Source organism: Paralteromonas sediminis (assembly GCF_003820355.1).
GTDB lineage: Bacteria > Pseudomonadota > Gammaproteobacteria > Enterobacterales > Alteromonadaceae > Alteromonas_F > Alteromonas_F sediminis.
Genome location: NZ_RPOK01000002.1, coordinates 834,905 through 853,149 on the forward strand (window position 1 = coordinate 834,905; position 18,245 = coordinate 853,149).

Genomic DNA, 18,245 nt, shown 5'->3' on the forward strand with positions numbered 1-18,245 from the left:
ATAGACTTTATCCGGTCGCGGTACGCTTTTTGACTTACTTCTCAAAACTCAATGGTAATGACGCCAATGATGCAGAGCGTGCGCCGATTTTTTCGGCATGCAAAGCGACTTCCTCTGCTAAGTTAAGGTTTCTGCTTGCTACATTATTGACATTCACGACGTTGCGACTTATTTCTTCTGCAACGACACTTTGCTCCTCAGCAGCGGTCGATATTTGTGTGGCATAGTCGGCGATGATTGAAACATCCTCATACACTTTATTAATTATCTGAACTGTTTGCTGAGACTGGGCATGGCTATTTTCAGCCGTCTCACGCCCTCGTTGCATTTTTTCAGCCCATTCCAGTAATGTTTCTCTCATCTGTGTCATTGACTGCTCAATCTGCTGTGTGGCTTTATGTGTCCTACTCGACAAGGCCCTAACCTCATCAGCAACGACAGAAAATCCACGGCCATGCTCACCTGCCCTTGCCGCCTCAATGGCCGCATTGAGCGCTAAAAGATTAGTTTGATCCGCGATACCCTGTATTTCTTTTGTGACGTTAGAGATTTCGTCCGCCTCAACGGCTAACTTTTCAGATTGCGTTGCAGATTCCGACACTTCCTGTGAGAGGGCTTGAACAGCAGACATTGTTTTTTCCATTGCTGTTGTTGCTCGACCACACTCATCATGAACAGCACTTACTTTCTCCGATGTGCTTGTCGTATTTTTCGCCACGTCTTTGATAGTGACAGACATTTCTTCCATTGCAGTGGCTAGTTGATGAAGCTCGTGCGTTTGTTGCTCAACACCTTCTTTTGACGTACCCGCTACACTTTGAAGCTCAATGGCGCTTCCCCGCATTGAGTTGGCACCATCCAGTGCCCGCCCAAGAATAGTCTTAGCCCTGCCATCTTGCATGTCATTTTGAAAGAGCATGACATCCATCAGACTAGCTCCTCTATATATAATGCGTGAAACGCTGTCATATTCTCTTCTAAGTTGTTTAATCGCGTGAGGTAACTTAAAGATTTCTTGTTGAAAGATCGCAAGTAAAACCAGAGGTAAAAGCAAGCCAATAAAAGGCGACATGAATACGCCAATGCAAATCAAGATAGATGCAACAAAGAAAATGCCTAACCTGACCTCATGACGTTTCCAAATCGGCTCATCGATACTCTTATCGCTGTTAACGGAATGATACAGTCGACATGCGCGCGCTTTGATGTTCTCTGGCAGCACAGTTCGAACCGATTGGTAGCCTACAAGCTTGCCCGATTCAAAAACGGGTGTCACATACGCATCAACCCAGTAATAACGACCATCTTTACAGCGATTTTTGACCGCACCACGCCACGCCTTACCGGATTTTAGTTTTTGCCACATATCAGCGAATGCGGCCTTCGGCATATCAGGGTGGCGAACGATGTTATGATTCTTCCCTACAAGCTCACATTCATCAAAGCCGGCCACTTTGCAAAACGACGCATTAACATATTTGATAACGCCTCTTGTGTCCGTAACAGAGACCAACTCTTCGCTATGAGGAAAGGTCACCTCTTCGTCTATTACATGTTGATTTCTTTTTGACATTATTAATGCGTCCTGTGACCTGGTCTATTCTTCCAAGAGTTCAAACAAACGTTTCATTTTAAAAGGTTTTTGAAGTACTTCATCGGCTCCTGCATCGAGAAAACGAGAAACAGCATACTCTCCAGTGTCCCCTGTCATCCCGATGATGCGAAGTCTTCGGAACTCTGGGTTTGACCTTATCTGATGGCAAACTTTATCCCCATGGCAGCCAGGTAGAAATAAATCGAGGAGAAGGATGGTGGGATGCCATTCTGCTACTTTCAATCCGGCATCAAAACCGTCAAGAGCAGTTTCAAACTGCCAGCCTTCGTATTGCAAAGATAATTCAAAGTGAAGCATGGCGTTAAAATCGACATCATCATCGACGATAAGTACCTTTTTTGTATCTTGCATCAGTGCATCGTCTTGGCCTGTGAAGATATCTACGTTCGCTTCAGCTAGCGCTAAAACATCACTTTTTAAAAAACGTCGATGACCACCTGGCGTTGTGGCAGCTTTAATTTTTCCGCTGCTCGCCCATTGCCTGAGTGTAATTGGCGAAATCATTAATAGTTGAGCAGCTTTCTGCGGGGACAGCCAATCTTTAGGATTGTTCATGCTTACAATAAATAAAACGATGTTGCCAAACAGTATATATATCGATTTAATCGTTTCAAGCGTTTAAATCGATTTTATGCGCGTATTTCTGTTTAAACTACGCAAAGAGCAGGCTTCGTGGTGAATCGTTTTTGTCGTAATGCAGTGTTGTCGTCATTAAACTTTAAAAGTCAAAGGTTTGAAATTGGTCTATTCTTTTTTTCCTGAATAGTGTGTTAGTAAGACAAGTTAACGCGTGTGGATTTTGAGAGAGATAATTATGCGCCAACCTAAATTATTATCGGTTTAAAGCAAGCAGCGGATATGGGTTTACCTGATCCTAAAGGTTGGTGTGAGGCAGACAATAGACGTCCAACATACATTGTTTGAACATCCGATCTGCGCCTTCGTAGAAATTTGGCTCGCTCATTTGTATGTTCGCTATGAATGATAGAGGCAAAGATAAAGGTTACGTTTGCTACTATAGAATAGATTTAATCTCAAAACATACGCTATCTAGACGAAGTGTTTTGCGATTGTAAAAAGACTTATGATAAGAGTGAAGCCAGCAACCCATAAAGATGATTTTTATCGACGGGCTTTGCGACATGAGCGGTAAAGCCTTGACTTAAATAGCTCGACACATCCTCCACCATCGCATTGGCCGTGAGCGCGATGATTGGCGTATAACTGCTAAATTGGCGGATACGCTTCATTGCCTCAACGCCATCCATTTCAGGCATTTGAATGTCCAGTAAAATTAAATCAAACTCGTCTGTTTCTGCGGCTGCAACCGCCAGTTTACCATTTTCTACAATCTTTAAGGTAGCCTCAGTGCTTTCAAGTAATGCTTCGATGACAACTTGATTTATTTCGTTGTCTTCGGCAATAAGTATTTTCTTGTCGGTTAAGTGCGGTGCAACCAGTGCTTTATATTCAGCTTTACAAGTCGCTTTGTCCGTTTGCTCTAATGGTAGGGTAACGCTTATTGCTGTCCCGCATCCTGTTTCGCTTTTAACATCTATTGAGCCGCCCATCATCTCTATAAGATTTTGTGTTATCGACATTCCCAGGCCACTTCCACCAAACTTACGAGTTGTTGAGTTATCCGCTTGAGTAAAACGTTCAAATAAGCGGCTTTTGGCCTCCTCACTCATACCAACGCCAGTATCAATGACGTCGAAACCAAGTGCCTTTTTGGCATTATGCTGAGTTTCGTAAATATTGACTGTTACACTACCTTTCGCGGTAAATTTTACAGCGTTACTCACGAGGTTAAGAAGGATTTGCTTAACTCTGACAATATCACCCAGCCAACTATCATAAAAATCCGCCTCAATATGACTGATAAGTTGTATTCCTTTATTACTGACGATCCCATCTACATCAAACTTGACGGACTTTATTACCTCGCTAATTGAGAAAGGTGCTTTTTCCAGTTTTAGCTTTTTGCCTTCAATCTTCGAGTAATCAAGAATATCGTTTATGATCGTTAGTAGTGATTTGGCTGATGATGACGCATTAATTAGCATAAGCTTTGATTTAGCGTCGAGAGCATCAGTATTTATCATTTGCAATCCACCGAGAACAGCGTTCATCGGAGTGCGAATTTCGTGACTCATGTTTGCCAAAAACTCGCTTTTCATTTTGTTAGCTTCTTCCGCCTTTTGCTTAGCGGCTTCAAGTTGTTGCTCAATAAGTTTTTGTTTGGAAATATCCTGAATGATAGAGCAGATAAGCTCTTCACCCATTGCACTCGCAATTTTTACGCCAATGAGTTGAACTGGATAGGTGTGCCCTTCCTTGTGTATATACTCTTTATCATAAGGCCCGTAACGACCAGAGGTAGATAAGGACTTCAGCTGAGCTTGCTCCTCTTGCTCATATTTTTTTGGCGTCAATTGCCAGTAGTCCATGTTGTTAAGTTCATCAAGAGTGTAACCAGTGAATCGACTCAACTCTTTATTAACGTAGTCAAATTTCCCATCACTTAGCCTGTTTATCGCAATGCCAACAGGCGCTAGGTTAACCAGCTTCTCAAACTTTTCATTTTCTTCTAAATACGCAGCACTCGCACGCTCCATCGCTTCATTAGCAGAGTATAGTTGACTCTTCGCCTCAACCAGTTCTGTAATGTCCCTACCTATTGCTAAAACCAGATTCTGATTTCCTATTGTTAACGCAGAAAGAGAAACCAAACACGGAAACGTTGACCCGTCCAAACGAGAATGGACCCATTGAAAAAGCTGTGGCCCCTCAGAGTGAGCTTTTTTAATATATTCAACAGCCATTTCCTCGGATGCTTTTCCACAAGGCTGATAGGCCGGAGAGATATCTGAAGGGCTTAAAGTGAGAAATTTATCGGCACTTTCTACGCCGTGAAGAGTAATTGCAGCTTGATTACACCTAATGAACTTTCCTGTAATAAGATCGATGACAGAAAGTGCGTCCCCAGAAACATTAAATAACTCCTTGTACATGATGTTCTCAGCTTGCTGACTAGCGAGCTCAGTTTTTAATCTATTAATCTCTGCGTGTAATGTTTCGTTCCTGCCACTCATATATGACTCTATTTCAAATAGCCTATTCAAAACAATAGAAGACTGTCGTTACATTTAACAGTTAAGTGTTTACTCATTTATTAGTCAAGTTGATAGTGGCCATGCAAATACATGTTTCTAAAAGCTATGTAACTGGCACCTTTCAGTAGTCAACCGCTTTATGGTTGTATCAAACCCGCATTGATTGCAGCAGAGAGCGATAGCAGTTATCCAACCACGTTGAAATGTACTTACGCTACTCCTGACAAAGAGGACATACAGAGCTCTGTCAATACCGACTACAAATGCACATTACAATTACAGGCCTTTTAAAAACACCCTCTAAATACCGTCAAAAAGAAAGACAGAGGAAGTTAACCCAACACTTTGACTACACTTTCTTTTAACTCTTGCAGTTTATATGGTTTTTCAATAATGGCTGATACCTCGCTGGCTTTTTGGGCTTCTATTGACAAGCCACTATCATAGCCGGATGAGATAATAATTTTTACGCTTGGGTTGATGCGCTTTAGCTCTCTACAGGCTTCATGACCGCCCATAATCGGCATCGCTAGATCCATTAATACCAAATCAATATCATGATAGTGCTCACGGTACACCTCGACACCCTCTTTTCCATTGTCGGCCAGTAATATGTTGTAGCCGCAAGCGGTGAGAAAGTCGAAACACAACTCTCTCAATAGCTGCTCATCATCGACAACTAGTATTGTTTTTCTTGCAGATTCTTGGGTAAGTAACCTTTTCTCGTCATCACCCACAGGCGCTGAGGTTTCATCTTTGCAAAGTGGTAAAAATACGAAAACGCGCGTACCTACGTCAGCCTCACTCTCGATGTAGGTAAACCCTTGATGCTGCTTTACAATACCATACACCGAAGCCAGTCCCATGCCTGTTCCTTTGCCGACCGGCTTGGTGGTAAAGAAAGGATCAAAGACCTTTTCAATATGCTCTTTAGCAATACCATCACCATTATCCTCAAAGACAATTTTCATATACTCGTCGGCTATAGCACTACCTTGTTTAGATAGTCTCTTATCATCCGTTGGAGCTAAAATTTCAGTGCTTACACTCAATAAACCGCCCTCACGCATGGCATCTGCTGCATTGATGGCGATATTCAAAAACGCATTTTGTAAACTCGATGTATCACCTTGAATGATGCACTTTTCGGCACTAAAGTGTGTTTGCATATCAATACGCTTGTCGACTGAATGCTTGAGTAACTCAATAGCATCTTCAAGCTCCCCATGAATATCGACTTGCTCATTCACGAGCTTTTGTTTGCGCGAATAATTGAGCATTTGCCGCGTTAGGTCACTGGAGCGTTTCGTCGAAGCAAGGATTTTTGATAGATAACTCTTTGCTTTTTCACTTGAGACTTCCATTTTAAGTAATTCTGCATAACCCGAAATGCCTGCCAACTGATTATTAAAGTCATGAGCGACGCCGCCGGCAAGTTGACCAATGGCATCCATTTTTTCTCGGTGGCGCAATTGGTCTTGAGCATGCTTTTGCTCGGTGATATCAGCTGACACCACCGTCAGATAATCAAGTTCTGCGACGTCGTCCTTAAACACAGGGATGAGAGTGTGAAGCAGCCATACTTCGTTACCTTTGCTATCATGGGCGATAGATTCAAAAGTTACCTGTTTTTTGGCACGCTTCACATAAGCCAATTTTTCTTCCATCAACCGTTTGGCATCGGCTGGAAAAAATGCAAAGGGATAGGGTTGCCCTAGCCAGTCATTATTCATCGGCAAGCTCAGCATGGCAAACCCATTGCGATTCATGTAACGAAGCTTAAAGTCTAAATCGACAATCTTGTGGCACACTGGTGAGTAATCCAGCAGAGCCCGATTGCGTTTCTCCAGGTTTCTGATTTCATCTTCGGCACGTCGGCTCTCGGTAACATCTAAATTTGTACCTACCATACGCAACGCATTACCCGCCTTATCTCTGAGTACCGTAGCGGCTGCTTTGATGTATCGAATTTCCCCACAAGGTCGCTGAATACGAAACTCGATATCGTAATCTTTGACTCCACTTACGCCATTATGAAGGGCTTGGATGGCGCTGGCCTTATCTTCTGGGTGCAAAGCCTCTTCCCAAAGGCTAACTTTATTCTCATCTAGAGTTGCAGGTATTCCATACATCTCAAACATAAGGTGATCCCACACCAACACATCATTTTCAACATCCCAGTCCCATACGCCAATCTGGCCAGCATTTATTGCCTCGCTAAGTTTTAAGTTAACATTTTTAATACTCTCCTGGTATTCCATTATTTCATCAATATTCGATATTGAGCCGGCCATTTCGAGTAATGCGCCGCTCTCGTCATGAAACGGCATCCCTTTGTCCCTGAACCAACTATATTTGCCTGATTTTGTTTTTACTCTGTATTGAATTTCATAGGCCTTTTTGTCATTAATAGCCTGTTCAATGGCCAACTGGATTATACGGCGGTCATCTGGGTGGATCATGGCTTGGTAATTTTCGATGGTTGATTCAAACTCACCAGGTTGATAGCCAAACAAAGCAAATGTTCTATCCGACCACTCAGCGATGGTTGAGTCCACATTAGCCCAGTGCCAGAAGCCATCTTGCGAGCCTTCTGTAATCAGCTTAAGTTTTCTATTTGTTGCCTTTAATTCTTCTTCTTTTGTTTTTAATTCATCAATATCTGTAACGATATATACAAAGTTATCAATCTGACTATTTTGAACAATAGGGGCAATAATTAAGCTCGCCCAAAATGGGTGGCCCTCTTTTTTAAGTAGCTTGAGCTCTTCAAAGATGTGACCTTCATTATTAAGGGCTTTATTAATTTTATTGATGATATTCATGTCAGACTCTGGACCAACAATGTAGTTGATAAGCGAATTGTCCTGACAATCGGCGATGGCGAGGCCAAACAGCTCTTGAAAGCTATCATTAGTTGACAGTAGTTTGTTCTTATTATCAGTGATGGCAAAGCTTGTACCAGAAATCCCTGTCAGATAGCTCAGGAAATTATTTCTGGCTTTTGTTTCTTGTTCTTTTTCAATTGAAATATCATTGACGAATGCAAACAAGAATTCTTCTTTTCCGTGCTCTAATAGATGCCCTCTTATTCTTACTGGAAAAACATGTCCGTTCTTATGCTGATGAAGCGTTTCAAACTGGATATGTTTTTTTTCTTGTAACTCACTCCAAAAAGCAGGCCACACATCTTTCGGAAATAATGGGTCCCACTCCCAAACACGCATGCCAACCAATTCCTCATTTGCATAACCCAATTTTCGACACGCAGAATTGTTAACATACATAATCTGTGAGTCGGAACGCATCCAAAAGACTTCGTCGGCTGCATTTTCAATAGAATATGAAAGAAACTTGAATAGCTCATTAGGGCTGATGTTTTCAGGAAAGTTAGACGCTTCCTGCACGCTTTCAATACAATTAAGTGAGACATTAAGCTGCTGTTTTTCTCTCATTATTTTTGATAGGAATACTCGAAATGATTGTGCAATCAAGCATAGCTCAAATTACTATTCGCTGCACAGCGCCAGTCGAGGGTTTCTGTGCATGGGACTATTTTTGGATCCTAGCAATTGGTAATCTAATTTTCTGCTATCTGGCCCGAAGCTAAAGTTTTAAAAGTCAAGAAAGTATACATAAACAAATTAATGGTTGCTTCATACCACGATAGGGCTGTTTCTGCCTCTTTGAGAATACCACATGCTGTTACCTTTTTTCTGTTCCGAAGCGAAGGGAGGATGCCCGCTTTGTTTTTTAAATACGACGACAGTGCACCAAACCCATGATTTTCTATTAACACTAACTCATTACCTGATTGCCATAGACCGAAGAGTATCAATGGATTTTCGCTGTTGAGGCGTTCCATTTATCAAGTCACCTACCTTTAAAAGAGTGGTTTCTGGATGTGGCAGACACCGTCGGTGTATGAATGACCCAGTTTATCAAATAACTGTTCAAGCTTGTCTTCATGACTATGCTCGTCGTCTGTGACTTCAAACATGTATTTACTTCACTATTCGTTTTTCCTTCTAACAAGATTTCCAAACTAGAATACCGATGCCTTTGTTAGCGGACGACTTAGCAGCCGGTTTATATTTTTATATTTGAAGGTGGCGTTAGGATAAAACTAAGATTCAAGAAGCGTTTTTTTGTCCCTAGTTATGTTCATACAACACTTCTATATCAATGCCCTCGCTTAATTAACAGTCAATAAACTCACTGACTTTTACCCATTTTCCTAGCATATTTAAAGTTTTAAAAAAAGTTGAACTTATGCATTCTCTGAATTAGTTTAGATAGTGGTTTGCGAAATATATAGGCAATAAATGCCGTCATAAAATGAATTGCATTTTCGTTGTCAAAAATGAAAGTGAATTTCAAAAACAGATCAATAATTTTCAAAAATAACCGCGATTACCAAGATCTTGGCGATACTGAAACAAAACGAGAACGGTGTCAGCGTTCCTGACTTACGTCGAGAGCACGGCATGAGTTCAGCCCAGTTTTACAAATGGCGAGCTAAATTTGGCGGTATAGATGCGTCACTGATGAAGCGCCTCAAAAAGATGTATGCGGAGGAGCGATTAGTCGCAGAGATCCGTAAGGAAGCCCTTGAGGGAAAGTTGTAAAGCCATCTCAGCGTAAAGAGATGGCCATTAACGCTGTGGTTGAACACAGTGTCAGCATCCGTTTGGCCTGTCGCAGTCTGGGTATCAGCGAAAGCTGTTATCACTATAACGCCAAACTGAGCGGTGAGAACGCGTTGGTAGCTGATTGGTTATTGCGATTGACCTACGCCAATAAGCAGTGGGGATTTGGGCTGTGCTTTCTGTACTTGCGCAATATGAAAGGACTCCGTTGGAATCATAAGCGTGTTTATCGGATTTACCGAGAGCTGGAGCTTAACTTACGTATTAAGCGGGATAAACCTGAAGCGTTGATTGTGCCTGTCGCTATCAACCAAGTGTGGTCGATGGACTTTATGTCAGATAGCCTGATTGACGGGCGAACACTACGCACATTTAATGCCATTGACGATTATAATCGCGAAGGCTTAGCGATTGATGTTGATTTATCGATACCGAGCTTGCGAGTTATCCGTTCATTGGAACAAGTGATTGAATGGCGCGGCAAACCTGCGGCTATTCGTTGTGACAATGGCCCAGAACATCTGTCAGGTGAATTGGTCACGTGGGCAAATAAGCACAAGATCACGATACTCTATATTCAACCTGGTAAGCCAACCCAAAATGCCTATGTTGAACGGTTCAATCGGACAGTGAGGCATGAATGGCTAAACATGTATGTCTTTGACAGTGTTGAACAGGCTCAGGAATTAGCGACGGACTGGCTGTGGAAATACAATAACGAACGGCCTAATATGGCTATCGGCGGTATTCCACCCAAACAATTATTGAAAGCAGCTTAGCGAATTTCTACGAATTACTGCTGTTTAAAATGGGGGGATTGCACAACACTTCGCGGTTATAATGATCAATGACATTGAACGTACGGAACCGGACTTTGTTATGTAGACTATCGCTCATAAAATCCATAAACCAAGATTTACCTAATGCGCTGGGCATTAATTGAAACAAATTATTAGTCAACTATAGAACTAAGGTTAGTAAGGCCTGAGTTTTCTAGGCACTCTCCATGTCATTAAAATACTGCCTATCATGTTCTGTTGGTGATGTACGTCGTTGGCAGTATGAGGACGCTTCGGATTGTAGAACATTTCGATGTGATGAAACATCCCTTGGTAATCACACCACTACACTTGTACTTATTAATACTCTCATACAACTAGCGTACCATTAGACTTTCTATTTTTTTTTGCGCATTTTCACACCAATGACACCCTTCTTCAGGCGCCAAAGTCAATGACATTCTAAAGCTGGCAAGCGCCAATTCTCGCTGCCCCAGTTGAATATAACCCTCTCCCAAGCTATCCCATAAATTGCCATCATCAGGGTGTAAGTTTACATTTAGTTTTAGTAACTCTAACGCCCAATCTGTGTGTTCATTAAAGTGGAAATAGATTCTCGTCAAGTGATTAATGACTGAAGAATTTATCGAATCATTCCCTGTTTGTAGTTGATAATACGCTAATAACTTAATGTCAGAGACTGTCTCTGTTCTCTTGACATATTCATCAATCACTCGAAAAGGGTTTGGCTCAATCGGGTCAGGTTGGTAAGTATCGTTTGCCAGCATTTTGTCAATCTCATAGGCTAACCAAAGCGTACCTCTCGATTCTGTATTTGACAAAAAAATTACAAGTGAATCTTCATTTGGACGCCACACTATGGATGATCGAAATGTTCCATTATTACCATTGTGAGAAATTATATGTTCTGAATATGTGTTAGATCCGATCTTCCACCCATACCCATAGGAAGTTGAATGTTGAGAAGCATCAACTTGAGCTGGCGTTTGAACGTGCTTTGTAGTTAACAATTGAATTGATTCTTTACTTAAGACTTTATTGTCATCAAGTGCAATAAGCCACTTGTGTAAATCAGATACCGTAGACTGCAAGCCTCCATTCCCAACAAGAATAGGAGATACGCCACCTTCTTCATATCTTTCGATTGATGTACCTCGGTCATAAAAATCTTCATAGTATCCATGAGCAAGTTCTGAGCTCTTCCAATCTGGGAGCAGATATCCTGTTTGCGTCATTTGCAATGGTTCAAAAAATACCTTGCTTAAAAATGTCTCATAACTCGTTTGAGCCACCTGCTCAATGATGGAAGAAAGTATGCTATATCCCACATTTGAGTATTTATAGCGCTCTCCTGGAGTGAATTCTAACTCACTCGAAAATACTGTCTGAAAGTAGTCTTCTTTCGAAACAGAATCAAAATCTCTGCCTGGAAACTCCTTAAAACCAGAAGTATGAGTTAGTAATTGATGAACTGTGATCGGCTTTTTATCGTCTGGTAGGTTACTAAAATAGATATCTAAAGTATCGCTTAACTTAAGTTTGTCTAATTCAACCAACTTGAGTATTGCGGCCGATGTAAATTGTTTTGTTAATGAGCCAATATCAAAGACTGTTGAAGGAGAATTAGCTAACCCAGAATCTCTGTTTGCCAGACCATAGCCTTTATTAATGAGGATGGTGTCATTTTTTACCACCAGAATTGAAGCAGACACTCCTCTGTCGACATTATCAGATAAATACTTATCAATGTTTCCAGCCGAAAAAGATGCCGTGGCTCCAGCTTGCATCGCAACGAAACTAAGAGATAAATATATCGCGTAGCGAAATTGATTAACCTTTTTTACGTAATTCAATTCATTTATTCCTTATTGCCCTGGAGAGAGTCGCAAAATCAGCATGTACATTTATTCATACAGCACATGACGAGATGTAAAACTTCAAGTATAGATAGTGGAAAATCCACTTTGTGCGCAATTAGTTCACAACTTTTGACTCAAAGTTCAAATTAACAATCCAAGAAAAAAACAATCCTAATGTCTTATTGAGCTGACACCAGAAGAAGCTGATATTGAAAGGCTATACTCAAAAGCTTTAGAAATCTTAGCATCACTTTAATAGCCGGATTACACTAACAATACGATCGGTCATGAAAATTGAACCCTCTGTACGTTAATGAGTGAAAAATCACCGCTTATCGAAAGTTCTATCAACTTGAATGATTGGTCAATAAATCTGAACTGAATGTCAATTATGTTCAGCCTTGCTAAGTTAGGATATTTTTATAATCAATTAGAAAAACCTAACTATGAAAAGCTTAATCCCATATCAAATTCTTGAAAACAGCAAAGTTATCGCTCTTGTCGCAATTGTTATATCAATTATTACATGGTGGATGGATATTTCTGGCTTGGTCTATGAATGCCCTTATTGCAGAACGCAGAGGACAGTTATAGGCGTTTTGGGCATGATGCTGTTGTTGCCGTTTATTCATTATTGGTTGCTTAAGTTAGTCGCCATAGAGATTGCGGGTTTTGGCTTTGTTGTAGCTGCCTTTCAACACTTCAGGGGGTGGTCGAAGATTTGGAGCAACGAGTTCCAATTTAATGCCACACTGTGGACAGACCCAACCATATTATCTGCCATCGCGATGTTCATGATCATGTTCTTAGCCTTAGTTATCCTAAGCCAGCAAAAATGAACGCATGATAAAAATTACTTTGGAGTTATATCTATGCCTCGTATTTCAAAACTACTTATAACACTTGGCGCATTATTTTACATTCTCATAATTCCTATATTGGAATGGAACGTCAGCCATGTTTTTAATCCTCAATGGCCCCCTCATGCTATCTTTCACGAGGTCTGGCAGCTGTTTACTCATATAGCTTTAGGCATAATTGTACTGTGGCTGGTTTGGAGAAAAGACCAAATTGTAATACCAGCTTTGATCTCATGCTGCATAATGGGCGGAGTGTTGTTTTCTTACGTGATTTCGCCGTACGTGGGTTCAAGTGTACAAACTGGTAACATTTCCGTGCTCATACTGGGCTTTGAGCTCGCTATCGTCGTTGCAGCTGCAATCGTCTTAACATCGTTGGTTGCCATTCTTTTCACTCGTAAGCGTCACGCCTAACGCGTTGACTCAAGGGTTCGCTTAACTCAACTCCAAACTGAACTAAAATTTTTGAAGGAAATACGATGACTTTAAAATCTGCCACAGTTGCTTTTCTGATGGTTGTTGGAAGCACTTATACTGTATACAGCCAAGCTACTAATTTAACAGGCCCATACTTAGGTCAAGTACCTCCGAAATCAGAGCCCCAAAAGTTTGCACCCGACGTGGTCTCAACTGACCGCTATACTTATGGAGGAACATTCACTCCAGATATGAAGGCATTTTATTTTTTACGCGACTCAGGAACCGATGAAGGTCTCGAATTTGTCGTGTTTGAAAATATTGAAAATCAATGGAAAGAATCTGTGATTTCAAAGCCAGTAGGTCAGCCTATGGTGGCGCCAAACGGCGATTTAATGCACCTGGGGAAGCGATTTAAACTAAAAACTCAAGAAGGCTGGTCTGAAGTAAAACAACTCGGTGAATACTTTGAACCATTTCGAATAATGCGCATGACGAGCTCACTTGCCGAAACCTATGTATTTGATGAAGTGGGCTCTGAGGATGGCGATGGCGTCATTCGATATTCGCGCCTCATTAATGGAAAGCGTGAAAAACCTCGGGCATTCAGTGAAGTTGTGAATACGGGTACTTTTAATGCACACCCTTTTATCGCCCCAGACGAGTCCTACTTGCTGTGGGACAGCCGCCGTAAAAGCGGATTTGGGGGATCAGATATCTACATTAGCTTTAAGCAATACGACGGTTCCTGGGGCAGAGCTATCAACTTAGGCCCAAAGATTAATACGGATGGGTGGGATGCGGCTGCAAGCGTTACTCCAGATGGGAAGTACCTCATTTTTCATCGCTTAAATGATGCTGGTAACGCCAATATTTTTTGGGTGGATGCATCGATTATAGAGCAATTTCGCAATCGCTCGCATAGTGAGTTGCGCCCAAAGGTCAATATTACAACTGCAAACGGGAGCAGTAATGAGCTCAAAGTAAAATCAGATTTAGAATATCTTCATAAGCAATACGATTTAACACCATACCTCTACACCAAGAAAATCCAAGTAGATGAGAAAGCCAGAGCTCCTTATAGTCACCCAGTCCTCACAATGAGCACACAGCCAGAGTATATATCAAGCAAAACCAAACTATTATCATCATACCTTCATGAACAATTTCACTGGCACGTTGTTATGAATGGCAAACCTGAAAAAGAAGCTTTTCGTTCCAGGATTAAGGAGTTTTTCCCCAATATTCAAATAGGCCACCCATTCGGTAGTAGTGACGCCGGAGGAACACTAAGCCACATCATAGTTTGCTATTTAGAGTATATCGCGCTTTCCGAATTAATTGGCGAGAAAAAGGCCTTGGAAAATATATCTACAAATGGATATTACACCTTGGTATATGACACCGTAATTGATCAGGATAATAGAGAGGTTTTGGACGCACTGCTCGTAGAATTCGGTCTGGAGTATCGTGAAAAGCTGCCGTAAGCAACCAAGAAGGCAATAGAAGTACTGGCCTTACCATGAATCCAACATACTGATTAATCATACATTTTTTCTTTCTTTTAACCCTATAACACTACTAAAACTAGGAAGTAAGGTCAATGCAAATTGATGGTTTCCAGAACTAGCAGAAGGGTTGAAATTATTGTTCAGGGAGTGAACGAAAAGCGTACTTTTTTGAACGTTCTGTTAATTTTTTTTGAATAAAAAATATATGATTATCACTTTGTAACATCTATCTAAACCACGTCATGAAAGATAATTCTCGTTTTTTTTTATGTCATACTGAACAAGCTATTAAGCTGCTTCTAGTGTTTTTTCTTCCTGTATTGGTTTGGTCATGCAAAGATGAAACTTTATCTGAGACTCTTGTTCCAAATAGACCAAACATAGAATGGCAATATAAAGGCTTGAAAGGGTTAATCATTCAGGATGTTTTAATTTCTGAACAATTTGTTTTTGCCTCTACAAATAGAGGGTTGTACCAAGCGTCAAGAGTTTCTTTTTTCTCCAAAGACGAAACTAAATGGTCGTTACTGACAAGTAAAGATTGGGAGTTTTTGGATATCATTTTAACCTCGGACTCTTCACTGATCGGTTCGGTTGTACATAGAGGCGTAAACTTATTAGCTCTCAGCCATGATATGGGAAGGAATTGGACTACTAGTACTTCTCAATTCGGGTTTGGGGAGTCACGAAATTTCGAGAACATTAATAGGCTATTTTGGGACCCCGTATCTGAATCTTTGTTCGGTGTGGGTACAGATGTGTTGGCAATTTCAAATGCAGAGGCTAGTTCATGGGAATTATTATCAGGGCTCTGGCAGGGATTTGGCAGAGGCATGTTTGCAGTTACCTATGATCGTGAGAGTAATATAGCATTCTATGGTGGACAGGGCGCTTTCGAAAATCCGATATTAAGGAAGGTAGACTTATCAACTCTTGCAACTGAATTTATTGATGTGACAGATTATCTCCCGCAACCTAGCACAATTGAGTCAATTATAATTATCAAAGAGGGTCAAACTGTTATTGCATCTGGCGAAGGTGGAATTATACGTTCTGACGACTATGGAGAAACGTGGAATAGCCTCTTAAAAAATAGTGAAGCACGATTCTACTTTGATTTTATTGTTGACAAAAACGATAGCGACTCGGTGTTCACAGTTGGATGGAATAAATCATTTGATGAACCCCAACCATTGATTCTTGAATATACGACTGACAAAGGAGCAAGCTGGCATTCTGAGGCTTATGATGAAGACAATATTTTTGGTGGAGGGAAAAGTATTGCTGCCATTCAGTCTGAGCAAACAATCAATCTCGCAGTTGGATTATATAAAGGTGGTATTTTTACCATCACCATTGATAAGTAACCCAAGAATATTAAGGTTCGGGCGAGCTTATCGGCTACCAATCGGTTCGAACTTTGCTGCCGCAAAACAATAAAGAGCAGGACCAAGCGCAAATATTCACTGAGAAATTACTATCCGAGACATTAATTGGAAAAAACTAACAATCGCCATCAAAAAGCCGCTTTGCGGCTCAAATCGAAAAACAAGTCGCTCGCATGTGTAGCGGGCATTATAAAAGTCAAGGAGGTTTTGTGTCAGCATTAACAGTCAGCGATGACAAGTCACTACTTGATATCGCAAAAATTCATCACTTTTTGACAACAGAAAGTACTTGGGCTCTGGGAATTAATTACGAAACAGTAGCTCGTAGTATTGAAAACTCGATTTGTTTTGGCGCTTATAAAGGTAAAGATCAGATAGGCTTCAGTCGAATCATTACCGATCAGGCGACATTTGCAAATCTTGTCGATGTTATTGTTTGGCCCGAATATCGTGGGCTAGGAATATCTCGAAAGTTAATGGAAGCAGTAATGGTCCACTCAAGTGTTAAAGGAGTTCGGCGATTTACGCTTGCGACCTCAAATGCACATGGACTTTACCAAAAATATGGATTTACGGCGCTGCGAAAACCAGACACTTTTATGGAGGTTTATGCCCCTGACATCTACACGAAAGTTCCATAGCAATTCGGGGACTGCGGCCCCTGCGACACTCACAAGTCCGCGCGCATGCGCGGGGCGTTAGCTTCTTTTTATGAAATTCGAAATTTGTGGAATTAATTAAATATTTAAACGAGCACTTCATCACCAAATGCGAATTGCTCGAACTTTCAAAAGTGACTGAAGAATAATTGAAAGAACTTCAGCAACAGGACTTAGTGCCATAGTGTTCATATAAGCTAAAGCTAAACTTGGAAAATGATTCATTTTTTGGTGTTAGTTTCACAAAGTGGTGTTCGCTCAGTTTGGTTACGTCACGGTTTAGCTAACTTCAAAGGCCGTCTGGCCGCACTAGAAGCCAAAATGGCTTCTGACAACAACATCAGTCTGACGGAGTATCAAGTACAAGCACTGGAAAGGAAGAAGCTAGATGATGAAGTCAGTGGTGAAATTGAAACGTCTCATTCTGGCTATCTTGGCTCTCAGGACACGTTTTATGTTGGCACCCTCAAAGGCGTTGGCAGGGTCTACCAACAAACCTTTGTCAATATTATTCCAAAGTGGCCTTTACCAAGCTGTACACGATGAAAACGCCTATAAGCGCCGATATGCTCAATGACAAGGTCTTGCCTTTCTTTCAACATCATAAGCTGCTTCTGCTGCGTATATTGACTGATAGAGGCACTGAATACTTTGGGAAGGTTGATAATCATGATTACCAGATTATCTGGCCGTTAACGATATTGACCACACCAAAACTAAAGTGAAATCGCGACAAACAAATGGTATCTTCGAACGATTCCATAAAACGATACTACAGGAATTTTATCAGGTAACGTTCTGCAAAAACCTTTACACGAACATCGATGAGCTTCAGAAAGATCTGGACGATTGGCTCAATTACAACAACAATGAGCGACCCCCATCAGGGAAAAATTTGTTGTGGCCGAACGCCAATGGAAACGCTTATTGATGGAAAACTGGTTTGGCCTGAGAAGAATCTGAGCGCAAACTAACCTGACGAGCCACCTAACCAAAAACTGATAGTCGTCAGATCAGATGCCGACTTCTACATTTTAAACCACTACACTTTATTCATTATATTGTTAGCAAGATTATTGCCTAGCTGACTGCAAGACGGTACTTACCCACAACACAATATCATTGAGAACTGCTGGATGTTTTTCTAACAGTGGTTCCCCATGTTCGGCCCCAGATAAAATCTTGTGTGTAAATCGAGATTGAGACGATGCTTTCATCGCATAAACATAGTCTAATTCTGGTCGGTCGTATTGCGTATTCTGCTGAACGTGAACACCGATTCTGGCGCATCGTGAACACCTGAGATTTCCCGCATTGGGCGAAGCTTATTTTTACGCTAAGTGTTCACCATCGGTCAACTCTGAGCGTGTT

General features: G+C 41.2%; 11 protein-coding genes and 1 pseudogene. 6 read left to right on the forward strand and 6 right to left on the reverse strand.

The window, feature by feature from the left end:
- Positions 1-34: 34 nt before the first annotated feature.
- The 5 genes from DRW07_RS08995 to DRW07_RS09015 form a co-directional block, all read right to left on the reverse strand.
- Positions 35-1,573 (reverse strand): methyl-accepting chemotaxis protein, encoded by a 1,539-nt coding sequence (locus tag DRW07_RS08995; protein ID WP_124027536.1) that lies wholly within the window; start codon positions 1,571-1,573, stop codon positions 35-37.
- Between the two features lie 24 nt (positions 1,574-1,597).
- Positions 1,598-2,170, reverse strand: coding sequence for a response regulator (locus DRW07_RS09000; protein ID WP_124027537.1), 573 nt, complete (start codon positions 2,168-2,170; stop codon positions 1,598-1,600).
- 527 nt (positions 2,171-2,697) lie between these two features.
- On the reverse strand, positions 2,698-4,710 hold the full coding sequence (locus DRW07_RS09005) for a PAS domain-containing hybrid sensor histidine kinase/response regulator (RefSeq protein WP_124027538.1): 2,013 nt from the start codon (positions 4,708-4,710) through the stop codon (positions 2,698-2,700).
- 353 nt (positions 4,711-5,063) lie between these two features.
- Positions 5,064-8,186 (reverse strand): hybrid sensor histidine kinase/response regulator, encoded by a 3,123-nt coding sequence (locus DRW07_RS09010; protein ID WP_124027539.1) that lies wholly within the window; start codon positions 8,184-8,186, stop codon positions 5,064-5,066.
- A 125-nt stretch (positions 8,187-8,311) separates the two neighbouring features.
- Positions 8,312-8,596 carry a hypothetical protein gene (locus DRW07_RS09015; RefSeq protein ID WP_124027540.1) on the reverse strand — a complete coding sequence of 95 codons (285 nt, stop codon included), beginning with the start codon at positions 8,594-8,596 and terminating at the stop codon, positions 8,312-8,314.
- 538 nt (positions 8,597-9,134) lie between these two features.
- On the opposite strand from DRW07_RS09015, the gene DRW07_RS09020 reads away from it, so the two are divergent.
- Positions 9,135-10,159, forward strand: a protein-coding gene (locus tag DRW07_RS09020; RefSeq protein ID WP_124027541.1) for an IS3 family transposase whose coding sequence is annotated in 2 segments (ribosomal slippage) — positions 9,135-9,348 and positions 9,348-10,159 — 1,026 coding nt in all. Because the reading frame shifts where the segments join, the coding sequence is not laid out codon by codon here.
- Between the two features lie 377 nt (positions 10,160-10,536).
- Here DRW07_RS09020 and DRW07_RS09025 read toward each other — a convergent pair.
- The gene (locus DRW07_RS09025; RefSeq protein ID WP_124027542.1) at positions 10,537-12,033 is read right to left on the reverse strand and encodes a serine hydrolase domain-containing protein; all 1,497 of its coding nucleotides are present in this window, start codon (positions 12,031-12,033) and stop codon (positions 10,537-10,539) included.
- Positions 12,034-12,485: 452 nt separating this feature from the next.
- On the opposite strand from DRW07_RS09025, the gene DRW07_RS09030 reads away from it, so the two are divergent.
- From DRW07_RS09030 to DRW07_RS09050, 5 genes and pseudogenes are all read left to right on the forward strand, one after another.
- On the forward strand, positions 12,486-12,878 hold the full coding sequence (locus DRW07_RS09030) for a hypothetical protein (RefSeq protein WP_124027543.1): 393 nt from the start codon (positions 12,486-12,488) through the stop codon (positions 12,876-12,878).
- Positions 12,879-13,378: 500 nt separating this feature from the next.
- Positions 13,379-14,803 carry a TolB family protein gene (locus tag DRW07_RS09035; RefSeq protein ID WP_124027544.1) on the forward strand — a complete coding sequence of 475 codons (1,425 nt, stop codon included), beginning with the start codon at positions 13,379-13,381 and terminating at the stop codon, positions 14,801-14,803.
- Between the two features lie 266 nt (positions 14,804-15,069).
- Complete coding sequence (locus DRW07_RS09040) at positions 15,070-16,194, forward strand: beta propeller repeat protein (RefSeq protein WP_124027545.1); 1,125 nt, start codon at positions 15,070-15,072, stop codon at positions 16,192-16,194.
- A gap of 230 nt (positions 16,195-16,424) precedes the next feature.
- Positions 16,425-16,856 carry a GNAT family N-acetyltransferase gene (locus DRW07_RS09045; protein WP_205665380.1) on the forward strand — a complete coding sequence of 144 codons (432 nt, stop codon included), beginning with the start codon at positions 16,425-16,427 and terminating at the stop codon, positions 16,854-16,856.
- A gap of 249 nt (positions 16,857-17,105) precedes the next feature.
- Positions 17,106-17,848 (forward strand): annotated as a pseudogene (locus DRW07_RS09050) (integrase core domain-containing protein); the annotation flags it as partial.
- Between the last annotated feature and the right edge of the window lie 397 nt (positions 17,849-18,245).

Coding starts and splice junctions, on each gene's coding strand:
- DRW07_RS08995 (WP_124027536.1), bottom strand. CDS start 1,573: ATGTCAAAAAGAAATCAACATGTAATAGACGAAGAGGTGACCTTTCCT.
- DRW07_RS09000 (WP_124027537.1), bottom strand. CDS start 2,170: ATGAACAATCCTAAAGATTGGCTGTCCCCGCAGAAAGCTGCTCAACTA.
- DRW07_RS09005 (WP_124027538.1), bottom strand. CDS start 4,710: ATGAGTGGCAGGAACGAAACATTACACGCAGAGATTAATAGATTAAAA.
- DRW07_RS09010 (WP_124027539.1), bottom strand. CDS start 8,186: ATGAGAGAAAAACAGCAGCTTAATGTCTCACTTAATTGTATTGAAAGC.
- DRW07_RS09015 (WP_124027540.1), bottom strand. CDS start 8,596: ATGGAACGCCTCAACAGCGAAAATCCATTGATACTCTTCGGTCTATGG.
- DRW07_RS09030 (WP_124027543.1), top strand. CDS start 12,486: ATGAAAAGCTTAATCCCATATCAAATTCTTGAAAACAGCAAAGTTATC.
- DRW07_RS09035 (WP_124027544.1), top strand. CDS start 13,379: ATGACTTTAAAATCTGCCACAGTTGCTTTTCTGATGGTTGTTGGAAGC.
- DRW07_RS09040 (WP_124027545.1), top strand. CDS start 15,070: ATGAAAGATAATTCTCGTTTTTTTTTATGTCATACTGAACAAGCTATT.